We start from the raw sequence: 25,314 nt of genomic DNA, 5'->3' as shown, positions 1-25,314 counted from the left end.
CGCTAGAGCAAGCGAAGAAGCAAACCGATGGCCCGCAAACCCGCGCCAATACACAACTTCGGGCCTTGAATGCTCAAGAGGGCAGCAGAGAACAGAGAGAGAAAAACGGCGGAAAGCGCGCCTGGAACGGCGACTTCCGGAGGGGCGTGCTCAAGAGGCAAAGGCCGGAAACCGCGCCAACACAGGGGGAACGGGCAAAAAAAATCCCAACCGGATAAGGGTTGGGGTTTCACATTATGGTGGAGCTGGCGGGAATTGAACCCGCGTCCGCAAGCCTTTATCGGGCAGATCTACATGTTTAGCGGTCTGATTTGAGTCTCGCCACCGTTACCGCGCAGTCGCACGCTGTAACGGCCGCCAGTACCCTATTTTCTCACCCTCGTCCAAGGTACCCGGACAAGGACCAGCCTATGTAATTATCCTTGCAGCCGGGAGGTCATGATTGCTCACAACCCCCTTGCCCAGCCCATAGGCCGACTGTTGCAAGGCTCACTGGCAATTAAGCAGCGAGTGCGAAACGTTCGTCGTTTGCAGTTAGTTTTTTAAATCGAGATTTACGAGCGTGACTCAAGCTCGACATGCACCACACCGATTCCGAACCCACGTCGAAACCAGGACAGCCCCAGAGCTTTCTATTTTAGACCGACCCGATCAAATTCAAGAGTTCCGAGGGAGATTTAATTGACGCATGGCTTCCCCACGCGGAGAGATTCGCTGCCGTTCCGAGGTACCCGTAGGCTGCGGCCACGGTGCCCATTCCTGCCGCAAGCCCAGCCACCACATCGCGCTCGTCGTCGCCGACGTAAATACACTGAGCAGGCGGCACGCCAAGCCGCGCCGCTGCTTCCAGCAAAGGCGCTGGATGTGGCTTTGCGTGCGGGGTGGTGTCGCCACTGATGATTGCACCCGCGCCTTTGAACAGATCCATCGCTGCCGTAAGCGGAGCCGTAAAGCGGGTTGCCTTGTTCGTCACCACACCCCACTGCATGCCTCGTCGGGTGATCGCAGCAATCAAGTCAGTAACACCGTCGAACACATAAGTCCGCTCGGTCATGCGGCGTTCGTAATTGATGAAAAACTCTTCCCGCATCGCGGGAAAATCAGCGTGGTCAGGCGTAAGCCCGAACGCTGCGCCCAGCAAACCCCGCGCACCCGCGCCAGCTACGGGCCTGTATTGTTCGTACGGCAATGGGGCAAGCCCGCGGTCCAGGCGCATCTTGTCGGCAGCACTGGCCAGATCAGGTGCGCTGTCTATCAAGGTGCCATCGAGGTCAAATAGTACCGCTCGCACATTTTGAAATATCGCCATGGTCAAGCGGGCCGTCGGGTGGCGAAAAGATAGTTGACGCTGGTATCGGCATTGAGCCAGTAGCGCTCGGTAACGGGGTTGTATGCCAGCCCTCGCGTGCCGCACACCACGAGTTCGGCTGCACGACAATAGGCCGCCAGTTCACTGGGCCTGATCATCTTGTCGTATTCATGGGTGCCACGCGGCAGCATGTTCATCACATACTCGGCCGCGACGATGGCAAGCATGAACGCTTTGGCATTGCGGTGGATCGTTGAAAAAAACACCCAACCGCCGGGCTTGACCAGCGAAGAACATGCCTTCACCACGGACGCAGGGTCTGGCACGTGCTCAAGCATTTCCATGCAAGTCACTACGTCGAAACCGGCGGGGTCTTCAGCGGCCAGCGCCTCTACGCTGATTTCGCGATAGTCGACGTTCGTCGTGCCGGTTTCCAATGCATGGAGTTTGGCCACGCGCAGCGCCTTGGACGCCAGGTCGATACCCGTCACTTGCGCGCCCTTGCGCGCGAGCGAATCGGCCAGAATCCCTCCGCCGCAACCTACATCCAGTACGCGTTTGCCGCGGAGTTCACACAGGCCGTTGATCCACTCCAGACGAAGGGGGTTGATCTGGTGCAGCGGTTTGAACTCGCTGTCAGGGTCCCACCAGCGGTGGGCCAGTTCAGAGAATTTGGCGAGCTCCGCCGGGTCAGCATTGACTGTTTCACTCATACAGCAATTCTGCCCGAAGGCAGACGACCCCATGGAGGAGCCGGACGCAAAAAAGCCCCGTTACCGGGGCTTTTTTAAGAAGCAATCCGAAGATTACTTGGAGGCGCGGGTGCCAACCACTTCGATTTCCACGCGACGGTTCTTGGCGCGACCTTCGGAGGTCTTGTTGTCAGCCACTGGCTGCTTTTCGCCCTTGCCTTCGGTGTACACGCGGTTCTTTTCGATGCCCTTGGACACCAAGTAAGCCTTGACGGCTTCGGAACGGCGAACCGACAGCTTCTGGTTGTAAGCATCGGAACCCACGGAGTCGGTGTGACCCACGGCGATGATAACTTCCAGGTTGATGCCCTTGACCTTGGACACCAGGTCGTCCAGCTTGGCGCGGCCTTCAGCCTTGAGGACCGACTTGTCGAAGTCGAAGAATGCGTCAGCAGCGTACGTCACCTTGGTAGCAACTGCGGGTGCTGGAGCAGCAGCAGGAGCTGGAGCAGCGGCAGGTGCAGGTGCGGCGGCTGGTGCTGGAGCAGCGGCAGGCGCGGGAGCAGCAGCGGCAATGGCGCCGTCGCAGCCTGGAGCAGCCGTTGCGGGCGTCCAGTTGGCATCACGCCAGCAGTATTCGTTGGTGCCGTTTTTCCAGACCACGCCCGAAGCGTTCGTCCAGTTGTCAACGGTTTGAGCGCCTGCGGCGGTTGCGAGCGCTGCAGAGGCAAACAACATCGCCACTTTGTTCAGTTTCTTCATGGTTCTCCTCTTGGGGAAAAAGCCGCAGCCGCGCTGCGAATCAGGACGCTGGGGGTGACCATCACCCAAAGCGTTCAAACGATTGTGCCATACGTAACAGGGCAACAGCGGGGGGACAGCTCCGGGCACCGTAGGACAAAACCCGTTTTGCTTCGATATGTTGCGCTATCGCTACACAGTCTTAGCCCTAAAATGGCTATCCCTCGCCGCATACCAAGTCCCCGATGACCCAGTTCGCCAAAGAAACCTTGCCCATCAGTCTTGAAGAAGAAATGAGGCGCAGTTACCTCGATTATGCGATGAGCGTAATCGTCGGACGCGCCCTGCCTGATGCGCGCGATGGCCTCAAACCCGTGCATCGCCGCGTGCTTTTTGCAATGCACGAGCTCAACAACGACTGGAACCGGCCCTATAAGAAATCGGCCCGTATTGTCGGCGATGTGATCGGTAAATATCACCCGCACGGCGACTCGGCCGTGTACGACACCATCGTGCGGATGGCGCAGGATTTCTCGCTGCGCCACATGCTGGTAGACGGTCAGGGCAACTTCGGCTCGGTGGACGGCGACAACGCCGCCGCCATGCGCTACACCGAAATCCGCCTCGCCAAGATCGCCCACGAAATGCTGGGTGACATTGACAAGGAAACCGTCGACTTCGGCCCGAATTACGACGGCAGCGAAAAGGAGCCGCTGGTATTGCCGAGCAAGCTCCCCAACCTGCTGGTCAACGGCTCGGCCGGTATTGCGGTGGGCATGGCGACCAATATTCCGCCGCACAACCTCAATGAGGTGGTGGACGCCTGCCTGCACATGCTGCGCAACCCCGACACGTCCATCGACGAGCTGATGGAGATCATCCCGGCGCCCGACTTCCCCACGGCCGGCATCATTTACGGCATCAACGGCGTGAAGGACGGGTATCGCACCGGCCGCGGCAAGGTGGTGATGCGCGCGAAGTGCCACTTTGAAGATATCGACCGCGGCCAGCGCCAGGCGATCATCGTGGACGAGCTCCCCTACCAGGTCAACAAGAAGACGCTGCAGGAGCGCATGGCCGAGCTGGTGCACGAAAAGAAGATCGAAGGCATCAGCCACATCCAGGACGAGTCCGACAAGTCGGGCATGCGCCTGGTGATCGAACTCAAGCGTGGCGAAGTGCCCGAAGTGGTGCTCAACAACCTGTACAAGCAGACGCAACTGCAAGATACGTTCGGCATGAACATGGTGGCGCTGATCGACGGTCAGCCCCGCCTGTGCAACCTCAAGGACCTGATCAGCGTCTTTTTGCAGCATCGACGCGAGGTAGTCACCCGCCGCACGGTATTCGAGTTGCGCAAGGCGCGCGACCGCGGCCATGTGCTGGAAGGCCTGGCGGTGGCGCTGGCCAACATCGACGACTTCATTGCCATCATCCGCAACGCGCCCACGCCACCCGTGGCCAAGGCCGAGCTGATGACCCGCTCGTGGGACAGCAAGCTGGTGCGTGAGATGCTCACCCGCACCCGCGCCGATGGCGGCGTGGTCAACGCGGACGACTACCGCCCCGAAGGCTTGGAAAAAGAACTGGGCATGGGCCAGGACGGCCTGTACCGCCTGTCGGAAACGCAGGCGCAGGAAATCCTGCAGATGCGACTGCAGCGCCTGACGGGCTTGGAGCAGGACAAGATCGTTGCCGAATACAAGGAAGTCATGTCGGTCATCGAAGACCTGCTCGACATCCTGGCCAAGCCCGAGCGCGTCTCCGTCATCATTGGCGACGAACTCACCTCCATCAAGACCGAGTTCGGCCAGCACAAGCTGGGTGCCCGCCGCAGCATTGTTGAATACAGCGCGCAGGATCTCTCGACCGAAGACCTGATCACGCCCACCGACATGGTGGTAACGCTCAGCCACACCGGCTACATCAAGAGCCAGCCGCTCAACGAATACCGTGCGCAAAAACGCGGTGGCCGCGGCAAGCAGGCTACCGCCACCAAGGAAGACGACTGGATCGACCAGCTCTTCATCGCCAACACACACGACTACATCCTGTGTTTTTCCAACCGCGGCCGGCTCTACTGGCTCAAGGTGTGGGAAGTTCCTGCCGGTTCGCGCGGCTCGCGCGGGCGCCCGATCGTCAACATGTTCCCGCTGCAAGAGGGCGAGAAGATTAACGTCGTGTTGGCCCTTACTGGCGACATGCGCACGTTCCCGGCCGACCGGTACGTGTTCATGGCGACCAGCATGGGCACGGTCAAGAAGACCGCACTGGACGAGTTCAGCAACCCGCGCAAGGGCGGCATCATTGCCGTGAACCTGGACGATGGCGACTACCTGATCGGCGCAGCGCTGACCGATGGCAAGCACGACGTGATGCTGTTCAGCGACGGCGGCAAGGCCGTGCGCTTTGACGAGAACGACGTTCGCCCCCTGGGCCGCCAAGCCCGCGGGGTGCGCGGTATGACCCTGGAAGACGGCCAGAGCGTGATCGCCATGCTGGTGGCTGAAGATGAAACGCAAAGCGTGCTGACGGCCACCGAAAACGGCTACGGCAAGCGCACCAGCATCGTCGAATACACCCGCCACGGCCGCGGTACCAAGGGGATGATCGCCATCCAGCAGAGCGAGCGCAACGGCAAGGTGGTTGCAGCCACGCTGGTGCATGCCGATGACGAAATCATGCTCATCACCGACAAGGGCGTGCTGGTGCGTACCCGGGTGTCCGAGATCCGTGAACTGGGCCGGGCCACGCAGGGCGTGACATTGATCGCGCTGGACGAAGGCGCCAAGCTCAGTGGCCTGCAACGCATTGTTGAAAACGATGCGAACCCGGCGGATCTGGCGGATACGGATGCTGGAGACGGTTCAGCCGATGGCGGAGCTTCCGACGCCACGCCACCGCAAACACCAGAGGCTTAAGGCCGTACGGTGCCGCCCGGGCTTGCACGGTGCGCACCGCACGCCCATCAGCGGCGGGCTGTTGAGCAATCTGCAAATGCTATATAAATAATAGCGACGAGCGCATATAGATCAAGCGCTAGAGCCCCATTCTAATCAAAATGAATCGCCCATACAATTTTTCCGCCGGTCCCGCAGCCATCCCTGTCGAGGTGCTGCAGCAAGCCGCGGCCCAGATGCTCGACTGGAACGGCAGTGGAATGGGCGTGATGGAGATGAGCCACCGGGGCAAGGAGTTCATCTCGATCTATGAGCAAGCAGAGGCCGACCTGCGCGAGCTGCTGGCGATTCCTGCGAACTTCAAGATCCTGTTCATGCAGGGCGGCGGTCTGGCTGAAAACGCCGTCGTTCCCATGAACCTGTCTCGGGCGGGCGTGGTCGACTTTGTCGTGACCGGCAGCTGGAGCCAGAAGTCGCTGAAGGAAGCGCGCAAGTACGCCTCCGAGGCGAACACGGTGGCCTCTGGCGAACCATCGGGCTTTTGCACCCTGCCTGACCCCGCGGCGTGGAACCTGAGCCGCGGTGCCAGCTATGTGCACATCTGCAGCAACGAGACCATCCACGGCGTGGAGTTTCAAGAGCTGCCCGACCTGAAGGCACTGGGCAGCGATGCGCCTCTGGTCATCGATTTTTCGTCGCACGTGGCATCGCGCAGAGTTGACTGGTCGCGCGTGGGGCTGGCTTTTGGCGGTGCCCAGAAAAACCTCGGCCCCGCTGGCCTCACGCTGGTCGTCGTCCGCGAAGATCTGCTCGGCCATGCACTGCCGATCTGCCCCAGCGCGTTCGACTACAAGACGGTGGCCGACAACCAGTCGATGTACAACACACCGCCCACCTGGAGCATCTACATCGCCGGGCTCACCTTCCAGTGGCTCAAGCGCCAGACCGAAGGCAGCCTGACCGGCGTGGCCGCCATGGAGCACCGCAATGCAGCCAAGGCAGCGCTGCTCTACAACGCCATCGACACCTCCAGCCTGTATGTGAACAAGGTGGCCGTGCCCTGCCGCTCGCGCATGAACGTACCTTTTTTCCTGCGCGACGAAAGTCGCAACGATGCCTTCCTGGCAGGCGCCAAAGAGCGCGGTTTGTTGCAGCTCAAGGGCCACAAGTCCGTCGGCGGAATGCGCGCCAGCATCTACAACGCCATGCCGATGGATGGGGTGCAGGCGCTGGTGGACTACATGCGAGAATTTGAGCAAAAGCGCGCCTGAGAACAACGCTGAAGAAAAACGCCTGACACACGGCCGCGCGCAGACACAAGAACACGCCCCCATTCATGAACAATCCGCAAGCCTCCCCCGATCTCGCCACCTTGCGCGTGCAGATCGACAGCCTCGACCAGCAACTGCTCACGCTGCTTAACCAGCGGGCGCTGGTGGCCGAGAAGGTAGGCGAGGTCAAGAAGCGCGAAGGCACGCCGTTCTTCCGGCCCGACCGCGTGGCCCAGGTCATCGAGAAGATCCAGACGGCCAACCCGGGCCCCCTCAAGGGTGCCCATGTGGCGGCGATCTGGCGCGAGATCATGTCGGCCTGCCTCGCGCTCGAATCTCCGCAGCGCGTCGCCGTTCTGGGCCCTGAAGGCACCTTCTGCGAACAGGCCGCCATCGAGTTCTTCGGCGGGGCCGCAGACCTGATGTACTGCGCCAACTTCGACGAGGTGTTTCACGCCACCGCCGCGGGCAGCGCGCAGTACGGCGTGGTGGGGGTTGAAAACTCCACCGAAGGCGTGGTCACACGCTCACTGGATCTGTTTCTGCACACCCCCACGCATGTGGTGGGCGAAGTCAGCCTTCTGGTTCGCCACAACCTGTTGCGCACCAGCAATTCGCTCGACGGCATCGACGCCGTACTGGCCCACCCGCAGGCACTGGCGCAGTGCCAGGCGTGGCTATCCAAGCATCTGCCGCATGCCGAACGCCGCCCGGTGTCCAGCAACGCCGAAGGCGCGCGGCTGGCCACCACCAACCCGGCCTGGGCAGCCCTGTCCAGCGAGCGCGCCGCCACGCAGTTTGGTTTGCACATCGTCTCGCACGCCATCCAGGACGATGCGTACAACCGCACGCGTTTTGCCATCATCTGCCTGCCGCATACGCTGCAGACGCCCCCGCCCTCTGCCAAGGACTGCACCAGTCTCGTGGTTTCGGTGCCCAACCGCCCTGGTGCCGTGCACGATCTGCTGGTGCCGCTCAAGACGCACGGCGTGTCCATGACGCGCTTTGAATCGCGCCCCGCGCGCACCGGCCAGTGGGAGTACTACTTCTACATCGATCTGGACGGCCACCCCGCGCAACCCCATGTAGCGCGCGCCCTGGAAGAACTTCGCAGCCTGTGCGCGTTCTACAAAGTCCTCGGGACCTACCCCGTCTCGTCCTGAGGAACCGGCATGTTTGAACAACTCGGACTGATAGGTTGTGGACTGATGGGCGGATCGTTCGCCCTGGCCATGAAAAAGGCCGGCCTGGTCAAGCGGGTGGTCGGCTACAGCAAGTCGCCCTCGACCACCGATCGTGCCCGCCAGATGGGCGTCATCGACGTTGAGGCGCCGTCGGCACTGCTGGCTGTGGCAGGCGCTGATGTAGTGCTGATCGCCGTTCCCGTGTCTGCCACCGAAGCCACCTTGAAGGCCATCAAGCACCTGGTCACTCCGCAGATGCTGATCATGGACGTGGGCTCGACCAAGGCCGACGTGGTGCAGGCGGCACGCCGCGCGCTGCGCGACCAGGTGGGCTCTTTCGTGCCGGCCCATCCCATCACGGGCCGCGAAGTTTCGGGTGTGGAGCACGCCGAGGCGGATCTGTATAGCGGCCGCCAGGTCATATTGACGCCCACGGAGCGCACCTACACCGCCCAGCTGCAAAAGGCCCAGGAAATCTGGACAGCGCTGGGCAGCCGTGTGTCGAGCATGTCGCCCGAATCGCACGATGCGGCGTTTGCAGCCGTGAGCCACCTGCCGCATGTGCTGGCGTTCGCGATGATGAACAGCATCACCGGCCAGCCCGAAGGCGACGATTTTCTGTCTCTCGCGGGGCCCGGGTTTCGTGATTTCACGCGCATCGCCGCCAGCGACCCCAAGGTCTGGCGCGACATCCTGCTGGCCAACCGCGAGGAACTGATCGCCCAGTCCAAACTGTTCCAGCAGGCGCTCAAGAACATCGAGCAGGCCATGGAAAAAGGGGATGGCCAGGCCCTGGAAGACATGCTGACGCTTGCCAGCGAAACCCGCGCGCACTGGCGCATGGGGGCGCAGCGCACTTCCAAGCTGCGCTGACGAACGCGTGGCAGTGCTTGCCAGCTGCGCTGCAGGCCCAATCGGGCATGGTGGGTAGCGCGTCTGGAGCTTTGAGAACACGCGGGCCAGATGCTTGCATCACACACGCCAGCCCTGCTTGCGCGACCAGCCGCCCGGCCAGACCTGACACCTCGACGCCCTGACGCCTTCTTGCTTCAACCCTCGCCCTTTGACCTTCTATCCTCGCCATGTTCAGCACCGCATTCCTTGATCTCCCCGCGCTCGAGACCGCCTGCGGCGAAGTCCACCTGCCCGGGTCCAAAAGCATCTCCAACCGCGTGCTGTTGCTGGCTGCACTGAGCCACGGCACGACCACCGTGCACGACCTCCTGGCGTCGGACGACACCCGCGTGATGCTCGATGGCCTGCGCCAGATCGGCTGCACAGTGGACGAGCGCGGCAGCACCGTGCTGATCACGGGCCTGGGTGGCGGCCAGCCTGCGGCACCGGCAAAACTGTTCATGGGCAACGCGGGTACGGCCATGCGGCCGCTGACGGCGGCGCTGGCGCTGCTGGGCGGTGAATATGAGCTCTCAGGCGTGCCACGCATGCATGAGCGTCCCATCGGCGACCTGGTGGATGCGCTGCGCCAGCTTGGTTGCCAGATCGACTACCTGGGCAACGATGGCTACCCGCCCCTGCGGATCGCCCATAGGGGCGGCGTGCCTGCGCTGCTGCTCGATGCGCCTATCCGTGTGCGGGGCGACGTATCCAGCCAGTTCCTTACCGCCTTGCTCATGGCCCTGCCCTTGGCGGCGGGGCAACGCGCCATCGAAATCGAGGTGGTGGGCGAGCTGATCTCCAAGCCCTACATTGCCATCACGCTGCAGCTGCTGGAGCGCTTTGGCATCCGCGTGGCGCACGACAGCTGGCAGCGCTTCACCATCCCGGCCGGCAGCCGCTACCAGTCGCCCGGCGACATACACGTCGAGGCAGACGCGTCATCTGCTAGCTATTTCATAGCACTCGGGGCAATTATTGACGGGACATACCCGCGAAATGACACGAAAAGTACCCATGGTGAGCCATCTGTGGGCATCACTGTGCGCGGCGTAGGACTCGACTCCATCCAGGGCGACATCCGCTTTGTGGACGCAGCCCGCGCAATGGGTGCGGTGGTGACTGGTGGCCCCAACTGGCTGAACATCCGCCGCGGCGCGCCCGGCCAGGGCTGGCCGCTCAAGGCCATCGACCTGGACTGCAACCACATCCCTGATGCCGCCATGACGCTGGCGGTGATGGCGCTCTATGCCGAAGGCACGACCACACTGCGCAACATTGCCAGCTGGCGCGTGAAGGAAACCGACCGCATCGCCGCCATGGCCACCGAACTGCGCAAGCTGGGGGCCACGGTGGAAGAAGGCGCCGATTACATCCGCGTGACGCCACCAGCCACGCTACAAGACTGGAAGCCCGCCAGCATCCACACCTACGACGACCACCGTGTGGCCATGTGCTTTTCGCTCGCGGCATTCAACCCGGCGCAGCTGCCGGTGCGCATCGAAGACCCCAAGTGCGTGGCCAAGACGTTCCCGGAGTATTTCGAAACGCTGTTCTCGGTCTCGGGCGTGTCGCCCGAGCGCGTCCCCGTGATCTGCATTGATGGCCCTACGGCCTCGGGCAAGGGCACTGTGGCCGCCGCGGTGGCCCAGCGGCTGGGCTACCGCTTTCTCGACTCGGGCGCGATGTACCGCATCACCGCCCTGGCTGCGGGCCGCGCCGGTTACGCCATCTGCCCGGAACACGAAGGCGCCATTGCCACGATGGCCCGTACGCTGCCGGTGCGGTTTGAGGCGGGCCGAGTGCTGCTGGGCGACGACGATGTGACCGAGGCCATCCGTACCGAAGAAGCCGGGATGAACGCCTCGCGCGTGTCTGCCCTGCCTTCCGTGCGTGAGGCCCTGGTGGATTTGCAGCACAGTTTCCGGCTTCTCCCAGGGCTGGTGGCTGACGGCCGCGACATGGGTACCGTGATCTTTCCCGAAGCCCCACTCAAGGTCTACCTGACCGCCAGTGCCGCATGCCGCGCCGAGCGCCGCCATAAACAGTTGATTTCAAAGGGTTTTTCGGCTAATATCGACGATCTTCGTGCGGACCTGGAAGCACGCGACGCACGGGACAGCTCCCGCAGCGTGGCGCCTTTGAAGCCCGCGCAGGACGCTCTGGTCCTGGACAACTCCCATTTGACGATTGATGAAGCCGTCGATCAGGTGTTGGCCTGGTGGCAGGAGCGACAGCCCTTCGCAGCCTCTGCGCAGGGCCGAAAAGTGTGAGGCCCTTTTCATCGGGGGCCTCCAGGCACGGCCGAAAGGCTGTGCAAAAGGCCCACGCCGCCCCTCTCGCGCGTCAGCGCTCAGGCGGTGTGGATCGTTAACCTAACCCGCGGTTTCACCGCAAAAAACCACCGCAAGCAGCTATAAAAACAGTAGCAATGGTGCTACTGGAATCCTGTTTGTGGCAAGGAAACACATGTCCGAATCTTTTGCCGCCCTTTTTGAAGAATCCTTGACGCGCACCGAAATGCGCCCAGGCGAAGTCATCACCGCTGAAGTCGTGCGCGTCGAGCACAACTTCGTGGTCGTGAACGCAGGCCTCAAGTCCGAAGCCTACGTGCCCCTGGAAGAGTTCAAGAACGACAAGGGCGAAGTCGAAGTCCAAGTGGGTGACTTCGTGTCGGTGGCCATTGGCTCCATCGAAAACGGCTACGGCGACACCATCCTGTCGCGCGACACTGCCAAGCGTCTGGCTTCGTGGATGAGCCTGGAAAAGGCCCTCGAATCCGGCGAATTCGTCACTGGCACGACCAGCGGCAAGGTCAAGGGCGGCCTCACGGTCCTGGTCAACGGCATCCGCGCATTCCTGCCCGGTTCGCTGATCGATACACGTCCGATCAAGGATCTGACGCCGTACGAAAACAAGACCATGGAATTCAAGGTCATCAAGCTCGACCGCAAGCGCAACAACGTGGTGCTGAGCCGCCGCGCTGTGGTGGAAGCCTCGATGGGCGAAGAGCGCGCCAAGCTGATGGAAACCCTGAAGGAAGGCTCCATCGTTCAAGGCGTGGTCAAGAACATCACCGAATACGGTGCGTTCGTGGACCTGGGCGGCATCGACGGCCTGCTGCACATCACCGACATGGCATGGCGCCGCGTGCGTCACCCATCCGAAGTGGTGACCGCTGGCCAGGAAATCACTGCCAAGATCCTGAAGTTTGACACCGAAAAGAACCGTGTCTCGCTGGGTCTGAAGCAGATGGGCGACGACCCATGGATGGGCGTGAACCGCCGCTACCCACAATCGACCCGCCTGTTCGGCAAGATCACGAACATTGCCGACTACGGCGCGTTCGTCGAACTCGAACCCGGCATCGAAGGCCTGGTGCACGTGTCTGAAATGGACTGGACCAACAAGAACATCGCTCCCGCCAAGCTGGTTTCGCTGGGCGACGAAGTCGAAGTCATGGTTCTGGAAATCGACGAAGACAAGCGCCGTATCAGCCTGGGCATGAAGCAGTGCAAGGCCAACCCATGGCAGGAATTCGCCCAGGACACCAAGCGCGGCGACCGCGTCAAGGGTCCTATCAAGTCGATCACCGACTTCGGCGTGTTCGTGGGCCTGGCTGCCGGCATCGACGGCCTGGTGCACCTGTCCGACCTCTCGTGGAACGAACCCGGCGAAGCCGCTGTTCGCAACTACAAGAAGGGCCAGGAAGTGGAAGCCATCGTGCTGGCCGTGGACGTGGACCGTGAGCGCATCTCGCTGGGCATCAAGCAGCTCGACGGCGACCCGTTCACCACCTTCGTGACCGTGAACGACAAGGGCCAGACGGTGACCGGCAAGGTCAAGACCGTGGACGCCCGTGGCGCTGAAATCGACCTCGGCGAAGACATCGTGGGCTACCTGCGCGCTTCGGAAATCTCCCGCGACCGCGTGGAAGATGCCCGCAACGTGCTCAAAGAAGGCGACGAAGTCACGGCCGTGGTGGTCAACGTGGATCGCAAGACCCGCAACATCCAGCTGTCGATCAAGCAAAAGGACATGGCCGACGAGCAAGGCGCGATGGCCAGCCTGAGCCAGCAGTCAAGCCGCGAGAGCGCCGGCACGACCAGCCTGGGCGCCCTGCTGCGCGCCAAGCTGGACAACTCGGAAAAGTAAGCAAAGCCTGCCCTGGTGCCACGCCATCGGGCGGGCAGCCGAGGCAGTTCGCAGGCCCTATCCACGTAAGGTCTGTGCAGCTACCCCGGCCCCACCCGGTGGAATGCACCGAAGGGCACTTTGGCAAGACAGCGGGCGCCATATTGGCGCCCGCTTTTTTTGAAGCAAGCACCTGCGCGTATGCCACAAGATTCCATGACCCGCTCCGACCTCGTCGAAGAACTCGCTGCCCGTTTCGGCCAGCTGACGCATCGCGACGCCGAATTTGCCGTCAAGACGATTCTGGACGCCGTCGGTGAAGCACTGGTGCGCGGTCACCGGATCGAGATTCGCGGCTTTGGCAGCTTCTCGGTCAACCACCGGCCACCCCGCATGGGTCGCAACCCCCGCAGCGGCGAAGCCGTTGCCATTCCTGAAAAGCGCGTTCCCCACTTCAAGCCAGGCAAGGCCCTGCGCGAAGCCGTGGACAAGCGCACCGCCGAGCTCGAAGAAGCCACCGGCCAGTTGAAAACACTTGCCACCGGCCCGCAGGCAGGCCGTCCTTGACTACCGAAAGCTCCCAGCGTCGGTAAACCGCACCCTTTCAGGGCGCCGCGATGGCACAGCCGGATCAACCACGGCAACCCTGACGGAACAAAAATGCTATTTATTCGATAGCAATCTAGGCATTTAAATCCAGCGCTACCGGCCTTTTTGATGCCCTAACCGGCAAAAAGAGGCAGATCCGCCTTCTTGAGCGTTCGCAGCACAAAGCTCGAGCGGCTGTGCCGGATGCCCTTGATCTTGTAGAGCTTCTCGCGCAGCAGGCGCTCGTAGTCTCGGGTGTCCTTCACGACCACGCGCAGCAGGTAGTCGTAGTCGCCCGAAACCAGATGGGCCTCGATGACCTCCGGAATGCTCGCAAGGATTTCGCCAAACTTCTCCAGCGTGTTGTCGGAGTGGCTGTCCAGCGTGACCTGGACCAGCACCGTATCGGCCAGGTCCAGCGCCTGCGGGTTGATGCGCACCGTATAGCCCTGGATCACGCCCGCTTCTTCCATCTTCTTGATGCGGCCCCAGCAGGGCGAAGGGCTGAGACCCACGGCCTGGCCGATCTCTTGCAGGCTGGCCCGTGCGTTGGATTGGAGTACAGCGAGAATTTTTCGGTCAAGGCGATCCATGGTGCTGATTATTCACCGTTTGGCTGATTAACAGAAAATCCTTCTGCATTTCAGCAACACTGCGATCATTTCAGCAAAATCATCTGCGCCCTGCCCTGCATACTTCTCCCATCAAGGCGTTCTTACCGGAGCGCACAAACTGACAAGGCCCCGGCTGGTTACCGCCAGCACGGGGCCCTTGGCATTGGGGGCCCGGCGCAACGGGCAACAGGCAGCCCTGCAAGCCGACGCGCTCCATGCCCCACGCACATTGCTGCCCCAGGGCGGGGGCACGATGAGTGAGCTTCCAAAGACGCATCTGGGATGCTCAGCCAGTTCATAAGTACGCTTACCAGCACAAACCCCGATGCCCCGGCGGCTGTGCGGCACCCATAATTTAGAAGTCCTGCGCGCGGCCCGCTGCTGCGTCGCCCTACATCCCACCGGAGACACGCGAATGAAACTCACCCGAATCGTCCTTGGACTGAGCCTGGCACTGGGCTTTGTAGCCACTGCCGCCGCGCAGACCACCATGCGCATCAGCATCTCCACGGCACAGAACTCGCACCAGGGCGTTGCCATCGACACCTTCGCCAAGGAAGTCGAAAAGCGCACGGGCGGCCGCTACAAGGTACAGACCTTCTACAACGGCGCACTGGGCGGCGAGCGCGAGTCGATCGAGGCGGTGCAGCTCGGTACGCAGGAGTTGGCCTTCAGCTCGACAGGCCCCATCCCGAATTTCGTGCCCGACACCAAGATCCTGGATGTTCCCTTCCTGTTCCGTGACAAGGCACACGCCCGCGCCGTGCTCGACGGCCCCATTGGCCAGGAGATGTTGACCAAGTTCGACAGCAAGGGGTTCAAGGCGCTGGCCTGGGCCGAGAACGGGTTCCGCCACATGACCAACAGCAAGCGCTCGGTCAACACGCCCGATGACCTCAAGGGCCTGAAGATGCGCACGATGGAGAACCCTGTGCACATCGCCGCGTACAAGGGCTTTGGCATCATCACCACGCCCATGGCCTTCCCTGAAGTGTTCACTGCCCTGCAGCAAGGTACCGTCGACGGCCAGGAGAACCCGCTGCCCGTGATCATCTCGGCCAAGTTCGACCAGGTGCAAAAGCACCTCACGCTCACCGGCCACGTGTACTCGGCCGCCATCTTCGTGATGAACAAGGGCTCGTTCGACAAGCTCTCGGCCGCCGACAAGCAGGCCTTCATCGACGCCGCCAAGGAAGGCACCAAGGCCAACCGCGCCCGCGTGGATGAAGACGACGCCAAGGGCGTGGCCGACCTGCGTGCCAAGGGCATGACCGTGATCGACAACCCCGACAAGTCCAAGTTCGTGGCAGCCCTGGCACCCGTCAACGCTGAATTTGAAAAGCAGTTTGGCAAGGCTGCCCTGGACAAGATCCGCGACGTGAAGTAATTCGGATCGCTATCAATAAGATAGCATCCAGCGCCCGCAGCCATTGCGCTGACGGGCGCTTTATCATTCTGTTTCCTACGCTTTGGCCCTGCGCCTGCGCCTTTCATGAAACAAGCATTTTTGACCTTTGAGCGATGGGCCACTTTCAGCGCCATGCTGGGGGCCTGCGCCATGCTGGCCCTGTCGGCATCGCTGGGCATGTTCCAGATCGTGACGCGGTTCGTGCTGGAACAGCCCGCCGAATGGACCGAGGTACTGATCCGGTTCAGCCTGATCTGGATGGTGTTCCTGGCCATTCCGGCGGCGTTCCGCCAGGGCGCCATGGTGAGCGTGGATGTGCTGTACCGCTGGAGCCCGCCCAGGGTACGGCGCGTGCTTGACTGGGTGGTGGCACTGGCCGCCCTGGCACTGATCGGCATCATCATCTGGTACGGATGGGACTACGCCCAGCGCGGCGGCGTGCAGAGCATGGCCGGGCTGGAATCGGTGTCGATGTTCTGGGCTTATCTTGCGATGCCGGTCGGCGGGCTGTTCTGCGTGGTCGGGATCATCGGCAACCTGATCGACCCGCTGCGCATGGAACTGGAGACCGCCCAATGAGCGCGTTCCTCCGCCCAGTCAAACGAATAAGCTGGCCTTTTCAGGGCCCGCAACTGCAAGCAACGCCGATGGTGGGAGCGCTATGAGCCTGGTCATGATTTCAACGATGGTGCTGTGCTTTGCGCTCACCATCTCGGTGGCGGTGTCCATCGGACTCGCCTCCATCCTGGGCATCCAGGCGTCCAACGCCAACATGCTGATCTCGGTGAAGGAGATGTTTGCCTCCATCAACAAGTTTCCGCTGGCGGCCATCCCCTTCTTCATCCTGGCTGGCAACCTGATGGAGACCGGCGGCATCTCGCGCCGCCTGGTGGAGTTTGCCAAGAGCATTGTCGGTGGCGTGCAGGGCGGCCTGCCCATGACCTGCGTGCTCACCTGCATGATCTTTGCGGCCGTGTCGGGCTCGTCGGTGGCCACCACGTTTGCCATCGGCGCGATCCTCATCCCGGCGCTCATCAAGCACGGCTACCCCACGAGCTATGCGGCTGCGCTGCAGGCGACCAGCGCCGAGCTGGGCGTGATCATTCCGCCATCCATTCCGATGATCCTGTACGGGGTGAGCGCCGAGGTGTCGATTGGCGAGCTGTTCATCGCCGGTTTTGGCCCGGGTCTTTTGATCAGCGGCGCGCTGATGCTGTTTGTGTGGGCCTACTGCAAATACAAGGGCTGGGGCAAGAACGATGGCGAAGGCCGCATGTCGTTTGGCAAGGCCACGCTGCAGGCCGGCTGGGCACTGCTGATGCCCGTGATCATCCTGGGCGGCATTTACGGGGGTGTCTTCACGCCCACCGAAGCGTCCGCAGTGGCTGTTTTTTACGCGCTGGTAGTGGGGGTCGTGATCTACCGCGAGATCAAGCTCAAGGACCTGTTCGCCATCCTGCGCAAGTCTGCGATCTCTTCAGCGGTGATCATGTTCATCATCGCGAACGCTGGTCTCTTTGCCTTCCTTATCACCCGCGCGGGCGTGCCCGATGCCATTGGCCGCTGGCTTGAAGCCGTGCTGCAGTCGCCCGCCCTCTTCCTCTTGGGCGTCAACGCGGCACTGTTCATCATCGGGATGTTCATCGAGACCAGTGCGGCCATCATCGTGCTCGCGCCCATCCTGGCGCCTGTGGCGGTGCACTTCGGTATCGACCCCGTTCACTTCGGCCTGATCATGGTCGTGAATCTTGCGCTGGGCATGATCACGCCGCCCTTTGGCGTGAACCTGTTTGCGGCCTGCACGGTGGCCCGGATATCGCTCGACCGGATCATCCCGCACCTGTTGCCATTCGTGGGCGTGATCTTCGCGTGCCTATTGATCATCACGTATGTGCCATCCATCTCGCTCTTCCTGCGGGACCTGGTGTACGCAAAGTAGGTAGAATCGAGGCCGTCAGGAGAGAGTGCGCCGGCCAGTGAATGGCTCGCGCTGCACCGCCGAAGGCGCAGGCAGCAGCCGAACGCTCAGGCAAAAGGACTGACAACCGCCCGCAGTGATGCGGGCGTTCCCTTGCTGGAGAGAGATGGCACCGCCCACGCGCGGCCCCCATCCACCGAAGGAGCAAACCGCAGGGCCAGCCAGGGCGCTGCGGTGAATCTCTCAGGTAAAGCGGACAGCAGGGCAAATACCGCGGCCATCGTTGAAGGCCGCGGCCCCCATTTGCCCGGAGCCCCGCCCATGTCATCCCCTGCTGCCGCCCCCCTGCTCACCACGCCCCTGAACGCCCTGCACATCGAGCTGGGCGCGCGCATGGTCCCCTTTGCCGGCTATTCCATGCCTGTGCAGTACCCCGCAGGCCTCATGGCTGAGCATCTGCACACCCGTCAGGCCGCCGGCCTTTTTGATGTGTCGCACATGGGCCAGCTCAAACTGGTGGGGCCCGACGCCGCGGCTGCGTTCGAGAGTCTGATGCCGGTGGACGTGATCGACCTGCCAGTGGGCAAGCAGCGCTACGGTCTGCTGCTGACCGACGAAGGCACGATCATTGACGACCTGATGTTCTTCAACAAGGGCAACAATGAGATCTTCGTGATCGTCAACGGTGCCTGCAAGGTGGGCGACATCGCCCATATCACCGAGCGCATCGGTCAGCGCTGCCAGGTCATCCCCATGCCCGACCACGCACTGCTGGCGCTGCAGGGCCCGCAGGCCGTCACTGCACTGGCGCGCCTGGCGCCCGGCGTTGCAAAGCTGGTCTTCATGACCGGTGGCGACTTCAGCATTGCAGGCTGCGACTGTTTTGTCACGCGCAGCGGCTACACGGGTGAAGACGGCTTTGAAATCTCGGTGCCCGCCGCGCAGGCCGATACGCTGGCACGCGCCCTGCTGGCCCAGCCAGAGGTCAAGCCCATCGGCCTGGGCGCCCGCAACTCGCTGCGCCTGGAAGCCGGCCTGTGCCTGTATGGCAACGACATCGACACCACCACCACACCGCCCGAGGCCGCGCTGAACTGGGCCATCCAGAAAGTGCGCCGCACAGGCGGTGCGCGCGCAGGTGGCTTCCCTGGTGCCGACAAGGTACTGGCGCAGATCGACAACCCTGCCAGCCTGCTGCGCAAGCGCGTGGGCCTGGTCGCGCTGGAGCGCGTACCCGTGCGCGACCACACCGAGCTGCAGAGCACCGACGGCCAGAAGATCGGTGAGGTCACCAGCGGCCTGCTGGGGCCCACGGTGAACGAACCCGTGGCCATGGGCTACGTGGCGCCTGCGTTTGCTGCCATTGGCACGCGCGTGAATGCCATCGTGCGCGGCAAGCCGGTGCCGATGGAAGTGCGCGCCATGCCCTTCGTGCCGGCCAACTATTTCAGAGGCTGACGCCGGGCGCCCGCGGCCATGCTGCCCGCGGGCCCGCTACATTGCGCAGTGCAGTCTCTTACCTGTTCAACCATCAATTTTTGAGGAGCCCCCCATGACCGTCAAATTCTCCAAAGACCACGAATGGATCAACGTCGCTGACCAGAATGCCGCCATCGTCGGCATCACCGTGCACGCCCAGGACGCCCTGGGTGACGTGGTGTTTGTGGACCTGCCCGAAGTCGGCAAGACCTTTGCCCAAGGCGAAGTCGCTGGTGTGGTCGAGTCCGTCAAGGCCGCTGCCGACGTGTACATGCCCGTCTCGGGCGAAGTCACCGAAGTGAACGAAGCCCTGCGCGCCGATCCTTCGCTGGCCAACACCGACCCGCTGAACAGCGGCTGGTTCTTCAAGGTCAAGCTGTCGGACGCCGCACAGCTCGACGCCCTGCTGGACGAAGCCACCTACACCGAGTTCGCCAAGAACGCCTGATCGATCAGCGCGATGCGTTTGCGGGCATGGCGCCGGGCCATGCCCGGCACGGGCCCCACCGCCCGCGCACCAGCGCCCGGCCCCACCCCAACCCCGCCCTCACGAGACTGCCCCATGCTGATGCAATCCGCCACGCCCCTTGGCGAGCTTGAAAACGCCACCGAATTCCTGCCACGCCACATCGGTATCGATGCCGCTGATGAAGCGCACATGCTGTCCGTGATTGGCGAGGCATCGCGCCGCGCGCTCATCGAAAGCATCGTGCCGCGCTCGATTGCGCGCAGCCGCGCCATGGACCTGCCACTGCCCATCACCGAGGCCGCAGCGCTGGCAGAACTCAAGGCGATTGCATCGAAAAACAAGGTGCTCAAGAGCTTCATCGGCCAGGGCTACTACGGCACGCACACGCCGGGCGTCATCTTGCGCAACATCCTGGAAAACCCCGCCTGGTACACCGCCTACACGCCCTACCAGGCCGAGATCTCGCAGGGCCGCATGGAAGCGCTGGTCAACTTCCAGACCATGGTGTGCGACCTGACCGGCATGCCCATTGCCAACGCATCGATGCTGGACGAAGCCACTGCCGCGGCCGAAGCCATGACGCTGGCCAAGCGCTCTGTCAAGAGCAAGAGCAACGTGTTCGTGGTGGCCGGCGACGCGCACCCGCAGACCATCGAGGTGATCCAGACGCGCGCCAAGCCCCTGGGCATCGAGGTGCATCTGGCCAACTCGGCCGAAGAATGGAACACCCTGCTCGATGGCGAATATTTTGCCGTGCTGGCGCAGTACCCCTCGACCAGCGGCCGCATTGACGACCTGCGTGCCGAGGTGGACAAGGCCCACGCGCGCAACGCAGCTTTCATTGCAGCAGCCGACCTGCTGGCGCTGGCCCTGATCACGCCGCCCGGCGAATGGGGCGCCGACATCGTGGTGGGTACGACCCAGCGCTTTGGCATGCCCATGGGCGCAGGCGGCCCGCACGCGGCCTACATGGCCTGCCGCGATGAATTCAAGCGCAGCCTGCCCGGCCGCCTGGTGGGCGTGAGCGTGGACGCGCACGGCAACCACGCCTACCGCCTGGCGCTGCAGACGCGCGAGCAGCACATCCGCCGCGAAAAGGCCACGTCCAACATCTGCACGGCCCAGGTCCTGCCCGCCGTGATCGCCAGCATGTACGCCGTGTACCACGGTCCTGAAGGCCTGCGCTGCATTGCGCAGCGCGTGGCCAGCTATACAGCCATCCTCACGCGCGGCCTGGAGCAGCTGGGTGCGCCAGTGCGCCCGCAAGCCACTTTTGACACCGTGAGCCTGCACACCGCTGGCGCTACCAAATCCATAGCTGCCAAAGCAGTAGAAATGGGCGCCAACCTGCGGATTTACTTCGAAGAGTACCTGTGCATCTCGCTGGACGAGACCACCACACGGGCCGATGTCGAGCTGCTGTGGAAGATCTTCGCCAAGGACGGACAGGCACTGCCGACCTTCGACGCCTTTGAAAAGGGCGTTGAGCCACTGATCCCGGCCGAGCTGCGCCGCACCAGCAAGTACCTCACGCACCCGGTCTTCAACACGCACCATTCCGAAACCGGCATGCTTCGCTACATCCGCCAGCTGTCCGACAAGGACCTGGCGCTGGACCGCACCATGATCCCGCTGGGCAGCTGCACCATGAAGCTCAACGCGACCAGCGAGATGATCCCGATCACCTGGCCGGAGTTTGCGCACATGCACCCCTTTGCTCCAGCCGACCAGCTACAGGGCTACAAGGAGCTGGACGAACAACTGCGCGCCTGGCTGTGCCAGGCCACGGGCTACGCGGGCATCAGCCTGCAGCCCAACGCTGGCAGCCAGGGTGAATACGCCGGTCTGCTGGCCATCAAGGCCTACCACGAGGCGCAGGGCGACGCGCACCGCAACATCTGCCTGATCCCCAGCAGCGCGCACGGAACCAACCCTGCCAGCGCGCAGATGGTGGGCATGCAGGTGGTGGTGACGGCGTGCGACACCAACGGCAACGTCGACATGGCAGACCTGAAGGCCAAGTGCGAGCAGCACAGCGCCAATCTGGCGGCCGTGATGATCACCTACCCCAGCACGCACGGCGTGTTCGAGACCAGCGTAAAGGAACTGTGCGCGCTGGTGCACCAGCACGGCGGCCGCGTGTACGTGGACGGTGCCAACATGAACGCCCTGGTGGGCGTGGCTGCTCCCGGCGAGTTTGGCGGCGACGTGAGCCACCTGAACCTGCACAAGACCTTCTGCATTCCCCACGGCGGTGGCGGCCCCGGCGTGGGCCCGGTGTGCGTGGTGCAAGACCTGGTCCCATTCCTGCCCGGCCATGCCACGGCCGGCGTGGCTGGTGGCGTGGGCGCCGTCAGCGCTGCTCCGCTGGGCAACGCCGCCGTGCTGCCCATCAGCTGGATGTACTGCCGCATGATGGGCGCGGAGGGCCTGCAGTCGGCCACCGAAGTGGCCATCCTCTCGGCCAACTACGTCAGCGTGCGCCTGAAGGACCACTACCCCACGCTGTACGCATCAAGCAATGGTCACGTGGCCCACGAGTGCATCCTGGACCTGCGCCACCTCAAGGACACCAGTGGCGTGATGGCCGAGGACGTGGCCAAGCGCCTGATCGACTACGGCTTCCATGCGCCCACGCTGAGCTTCCCGGTGCCCAACACGCTGATGGTGGAGCCCACCGAAAGCGAGACGCTGCACGAGCTGGACCGCTTTATCGACGCGATGATCGCCATCCGCGAAGAGATCCGCCAGATCGAATCCGGTGCATGGCCGCAGGACAGCAACCCGCTCAAGAACGCACCGCACACGGCAGAAAGCCTACTCTCGGGCGACTGGACCCGCCCCTACAGCCGCGAGGCCGCCGCCTACCCCGTGCCCGCCCTGCGCAAGGGCAAGTACTGGGCGCCTGTGGGCCGCGTGGACAACGTCTGGGGCGACCGCAACCTGTCGTGCAGCTGCATCCCTGTGTCTGACTACGCCTGACAGGGCCCGCCCTTTGATGACGCCCGAGGCCCCGTGCAATGTCTGCGACCCAGAGGCGCTCGCGGCGCTGCTGGGCGCGGAGCCAACGCTAGCAGCGCATTGGAAGACGCTGCTGCGGCGCACGCTGGAAGCCGGCACACCGTTGCAGCGCGCGGGCGACAACGCCACCCGATGCTGGCTGATCGAGCGCGGAGTGGTCCGCCTGTATTACCTCAACGATCAGGGCACCGAGCGCAACCGTTCTTTTCACGGCCCGGGCAACTGGGTGGGGGGCAGCCTGCCGCCCCTTGTGGTGCCCAGTCCGTACGCCATCGAAGCGCTGTCGCAGGTGGATGCTGTCGAACTGGACTACGACACGCTCCGGCAGTGGCAAAACACCCATCCGCACCTCGAAGGCGTTCTTGCGCAGGCCATCGGCCACGTGTTCACGCAGCAGGCGCACCGTGAAGCGGAACTGCTCAGCTTGACAGCGCAGGCACGCTACGAGTCATTCCTGGCCGCGTACGGGCCACTGGCGCCACAGATTCCGCAACACCAGGTGGCCAGCTACCTCGGCATCTCACCGGTTTCGCTTTCACGCATCCGCGCCCGGATGGGCATGGCGGACGGGCATCGCGTGGCTTGAGGCACCGCCGGGACGCAGATGCTCACCACGACGTCTCGGCATAGCCATCACACCTCAGCGTTCTGCGGGCCAGGCCGATACGGTTCTTGCCAGCCCGGGCATCACCACTTTGGGCAGCGTCTCGCGGTCCATCACGGCCTGGCGGGCCACCAGGCCGTTCAGGTGCAGCACATAGCCTGTCACCGCATAGACCTCTTCGTCGGTCAGGCTCTTGGGGGCATGCATGGGCATGCCGCGGCGGACATAGTCAAACAGCGTCGTGGCATGGGGCCACATCGCCCCCACCGAAAACACTTGCAGCGGGTACTTGCGCACACGCAGGGGCCGCAAGGGGTCGCTCCAGCCAATGAATCCATCGGTTCCCACCAGGCGCGACGCCGGCCCTTCGATGCCCCGCGCACCGTGGCACGCGGCACACTGCATCTGGTACAGGCGGGCGCCCTGCTCCACCGTGCCGCGGCCTTGCGGCAGGCCACGCCCGTCCGGGAACACGGTGATGGCGTAGCGCTCGATCTCCTCGGCGGTCAACGCCTTGCCCAGGCCGATGGCGGGTGGCGGCACCACGGCCTCGCTGGCACCTCCCCCGCCGGGCACGGCCCACAGCACCGACGCGACCACCGCACTGGAGCCTGCCTTCCAGTACCGTCGCAAAGCGGACGCTGCAATCCGCAACTGGCAGCAGATGCGATCTTCACGCATACATGTTCTCCACCCGCCCATCGGCCTGCACCCGCCACGCCTGCACTGCGTTGTAATGGTTGAACGAATGCATGGCGTAGCGGCGCTTCCATTCGCTGCGCAGGGGCTGGGTGCGCCCGTGCTCATCGGTGGCGCGGCTCATCAGCTCTGCCTTGCGTCCGGACCAGCGCCAGGGCAGCGTGAAGCGGGTGAATGCCCGATCCAGAACCGGGCCGTGCAGTTGCGCGGCAGCCCAGGTGCGCCCACCGTCCACCGAGACGTCCACGCGCGCAATGCGGCCGTAGCCGGACCACGCGAGTCCCGCGATCTCGTAAAAACCGTGGGGCTCGGACAGCCTCTGGCGGCCCGACGGGTGCGTGATGACCGACTTCACATCCATGTGAAAGGCAAAGCGCTCGATACGGCCATCCGCCAGCGGCTGTGTGTAGAGGCCCGACTCATCCTTGGTGTAGGCCGGCGCGTCGGTCACCTCCAGCCGGTGCAGCCACTTCACATTCACGTTGCCTTCAAAGCCCGGAATGAACAGGCGCATGGGATAGCCCTGCGACGGGCGCAACCGCTCGCCGTTCTGGTACAGCGCCACCATGGCGTGCTCCTTCAATGGCTGCAAGGGCACGCTGCGGCTGTGCGAAGCACCGTCCGCCCCCTCCACCACCACCCAGCGGGCGGTGTCCTTGACGCCTGCTTCCTGCAGCAGGTACGACAGCGGCACCCCCGTCCATTCCGAGCATGACACCTCGCCCGCGATCTCACCCAAGGTCTGGTCCATCGCGGTCGGCGACAACGCGTTAGCCGCCGAATTGCCCGCGCACTCCAGAAAATGCACCCGGCTGACCATGGGGTATCGAAGCAACCGCTCCACATCAAACTGCAGCGGGCGCTGCACCAGGCCGTGGATACGCAAACTGTGCCGCTGCGGATCGACCTCGGGAATGCCACTGTGATGCACCGCAAAATGCAGCCCGCTGGGCGTGATGATGCCGCGCTGTGTCTCCAGCGGCGTGCGCCACACGGCAAACCCGGAATGGTTCGATGGGGTGCGCTGAACAGCGGCTTCATGCAGCGAAGGCTGCCCATACGGAACGTCTGCGCCGCCCGCCCGTGCCATCGACCCGGGCAGCCTTGCGGCCAGCGTTTGCGCGGGCTGCGCCAGGGTGGCGGCGCTGCTTCCAGCCGCCAGCGCGCCCAAAAATGTCCGCCGCGCAAGGCCCGCCCGGACGTCGTGTGAAGTCATTCAAATCCCCTCATGGTTGCACACGGCCCTGTGGCCGCACCGGCAGTCTGAGGGCGCAACCCAGGGCGCGCATTAACGCCGGTTAACGCTACGCGCAACGCTTCGTGGCAGGCCTGCTGCACGGCCCTCGGACCACGCCCTTACACTGGCGCCCCCGCGCCCGCATCTGCCCT

20 protein-coding genes, 1 other RNA gene and 2 riboswitches are annotated in these 25,314 nt (G+C 63.3%); of the genes, 14 read left to right on the top strand and 7 right to left on the bottom strand.

The genetic code is table 11. The annotated features are described in order from the left end of the window. Positions 1-237: 237 nt before the first annotated feature. The 4 genes from ssrA to ompA form a co-directional block, all read right to left on the bottom strand. Positions 238-624, bottom strand: a transfer-messenger RNA (tmRNA) gene (ssrA, locus tag ACTPOI_RS12680). A gap of 13 nt (positions 625-637) precedes the next feature. Continuing rightward, the gene (gene gph / locus ACTPOI_RS12675; RefSeq protein WP_440109487.1) at positions 638-1,303 is read right to left on the bottom strand and encodes a phosphoglycolate phosphatase; all 666 of its coding nucleotides are present in this window, start codon (positions 1,301-1,303) and stop codon (positions 638-640) included. An 8-nt stretch (positions 1,304-1,311) separates the two neighbouring features. Beyond that, the gene (gene ubiG / locus ACTPOI_RS12670) at positions 1,312-2,022 is read right to left on the bottom strand and encodes a bifunctional 2-polyprenyl-6-hydroxyphenol methylase/3-demethylubiquinol 3-O-methyltransferase UbiG (RefSeq protein ID WP_440109308.1); all 711 of its coding nucleotides are present in this window, start codon (positions 2,020-2,022) and stop codon (positions 1,312-1,314) included. Positions 2,023-2,115: 93 nt separating this feature from the next. Further along, complete coding sequence (ompA, locus tag ACTPOI_RS12665) at positions 2,116-2,763, bottom strand: outer membrane protein OmpA (RefSeq protein ID WP_440109306.1); 648 nt, start codon at positions 2,761-2,763, stop codon at positions 2,116-2,118. A 224-nt stretch (positions 2,764-2,987) separates the two neighbouring features. On the opposite strand from ompA, the gene gyrA reads away from it, so the two are divergent. The 7 genes from gyrA to ACTPOI_RS12630 all read left to right on the top strand — a co-directional run bounded on the left by gyrA (position 2,988) and on the right by ACTPOI_RS12630 (position 13,692). Continuing rightward, positions 2,988-5,663: a DNA gyrase subunit A gene (gyrA, locus tag ACTPOI_RS12660; RefSeq protein WP_440109304.1), complete on the top strand. Its 2,676-nt coding sequence runs from the start codon at positions 2,988-2,990 to the stop codon at positions 5,661-5,663. A gap of 140 nt (positions 5,664-5,803) precedes the next feature. Further along, positions 5,804-6,913, top strand: a complete 1,110-nt coding sequence (serC, locus tag ACTPOI_RS12655; protein ID WP_440109302.1) for a 3-phosphoserine/phosphohydroxythreonine transaminase — start codon at positions 5,804-5,806, stop codon at positions 6,911-6,913. Between the two features lie 65 nt (positions 6,914-6,978). Next, positions 6,979-8,076: a prephenate dehydratase gene (gene pheA, locus ACTPOI_RS12650; protein ID WP_440109300.1), complete on the top strand. Its 1,098-nt coding sequence runs from the start codon at positions 6,979-6,981 to the stop codon at positions 8,074-8,076. 9 nt (positions 8,077-8,085) lie between these two features. Next, the gene (locus ACTPOI_RS12645; protein ID WP_440109298.1) at positions 8,086-8,970 is read left to right on the top strand and encodes a prephenate dehydrogenase; all 885 of its coding nucleotides are present in this window, start codon (positions 8,086-8,088) and stop codon (positions 8,968-8,970) included. Between the two features lie 209 nt (positions 8,971-9,179). Then, positions 9,180-11,264 (top strand): bifunctional 3-phosphoshikimate 1-carboxyvinyltransferase/cytidylate kinase, encoded by a 2,085-nt coding sequence (locus ACTPOI_RS12640; protein ID WP_440109296.1) that lies wholly within the window; start codon positions 9,180-9,182, stop codon positions 11,262-11,264. Between the two features lie 181 nt (positions 11,265-11,445). Then, positions 11,446-13,146, top strand: coding sequence for a 30S ribosomal protein S1 (gene rpsA, locus ACTPOI_RS12635; RefSeq protein WP_300456997.1), 1,701 nt, complete (start codon positions 11,446-11,448; stop codon positions 13,144-13,146). A 180-nt stretch (positions 13,147-13,326) separates the two neighbouring features. Next, positions 13,327-13,692, top strand: a complete 366-nt coding sequence (locus ACTPOI_RS12630; RefSeq protein WP_440109294.1) for an integration host factor subunit beta — start codon at positions 13,327-13,329, stop codon at positions 13,690-13,692. Between the two features lie 155 nt (positions 13,693-13,847). Here the strand turns inward: ACTPOI_RS12630 and ACTPOI_RS12625 are convergent, their stop codons facing one another. Continuing rightward, on the bottom strand, positions 13,848-14,306 hold the full coding sequence (locus tag ACTPOI_RS12625; RefSeq protein WP_440109292.1) for an Lrp/AsnC family transcriptional regulator: 459 nt from the start codon (positions 14,304-14,306) through the stop codon (positions 13,848-13,850). Positions 14,307-14,742: 436 nt separating this feature from the next. Between ACTPOI_RS12625 and ACTPOI_RS12620 the strand changes: the two genes are divergently transcribed. The 7 genes from ACTPOI_RS12620 (at position 14,743) to ACTPOI_RS12590 (ending at position 23,208) form a co-directional block, all read left to right on the top strand. Continuing rightward, positions 14,743-15,714, top strand: a complete 972-nt coding sequence (locus ACTPOI_RS12620) for a TRAP transporter substrate-binding protein (protein ID WP_300457002.1) — start codon at positions 14,743-14,745, stop codon at positions 15,712-15,714. 105 nt (positions 15,715-15,819) lie between these two features. Next, entirely contained in the window at positions 15,820-16,314 is a 495-nt protein-coding gene (locus ACTPOI_RS12615; protein ID WP_440109290.1) for a TRAP transporter small permease, read from the top strand. An 82-nt stretch (positions 16,315-16,396) separates the two neighbouring features. Continuing rightward, complete coding sequence (locus ACTPOI_RS12610; protein ID WP_440109288.1) at positions 16,397-17,674, top strand: TRAP transporter large permease; 1,278 nt, start codon at positions 16,397-16,399, stop codon at positions 17,672-17,674. Positions 17,675-17,680: 6 nt separating this feature from the next. After that, a riboswitch (glycine riboswitch) is annotated at positions 17,681-17,786 on the top strand. Between the two features lie 13 nt (positions 17,787-17,799). After that, positions 17,800-17,923, top strand: a riboswitch (glycine riboswitch). A 51-nt stretch (positions 17,924-17,974) separates the two neighbouring features. Further along, positions 17,975-19,111, top strand: coding sequence for a glycine cleavage system aminomethyltransferase GcvT (gene gcvT / locus ACTPOI_RS12605; protein WP_440109286.1), 1,137 nt, complete (start codon positions 17,975-17,977; stop codon positions 19,109-19,111). 94 nt (positions 19,112-19,205) lie between these two features. Beyond that, the gene (gcvH, locus tag ACTPOI_RS12600; protein ID WP_069105576.1) at positions 19,206-19,580 is read left to right on the top strand and encodes a glycine cleavage system protein GcvH; all 375 of its coding nucleotides are present in this window, start codon (positions 19,206-19,208) and stop codon (positions 19,578-19,580) included. A 114-nt stretch (positions 19,581-19,694) separates the two neighbouring features. Then, on the top strand, positions 19,695-22,583 hold the full coding sequence (gcvP, locus tag ACTPOI_RS12595) for an aminomethyl-transferring glycine dehydrogenase (RefSeq protein WP_440109284.1): 2,889 nt from the start codon (positions 19,695-19,697) through the stop codon (positions 22,581-22,583). Between the two features lie 16 nt (positions 22,584-22,599). Next, positions 22,600-23,208 (top strand): Crp/Fnr family transcriptional regulator, encoded by a 609-nt coding sequence (locus ACTPOI_RS12590; RefSeq protein WP_440109485.1) that lies wholly within the window; start codon positions 22,600-22,602, stop codon positions 23,206-23,208. A gap of 54 nt (positions 23,209-23,262) precedes the next feature. Here the strand turns inward: ACTPOI_RS12590 and ACTPOI_RS12585 are convergent, their stop codons facing one another. Together ACTPOI_RS12585 and soxC are read right to left on the bottom strand one after the other, a co-directional pair. Then, on the bottom strand, positions 23,263-23,907 hold the full coding sequence (locus ACTPOI_RS12585) for a c-type cytochrome (protein WP_440109282.1): 645 nt from the start codon (positions 23,905-23,907) through the stop codon (positions 23,263-23,265). Then, complete coding sequence (gene soxC / locus ACTPOI_RS12580; RefSeq protein WP_440109280.1) at positions 23,900-25,141, bottom strand: sulfite dehydrogenase; 1,242 nt, start codon at positions 25,139-25,141, stop codon at positions 23,900-23,902. Before soxC ends, ACTPOI_RS12585 begins: the two co-directional genes overlap by 8 nt. Between the last annotated feature and the right edge of the window lie 173 nt (positions 25,142-25,314).

Source organism: Acidovorax sp. BL-A-41-H1, assembly GCF_051942715.1.
The sequence above is the reverse complement of the archived record's forward strand: the minus strand, read 5'-3'. Positions and strand labels throughout refer to the sequence as shown.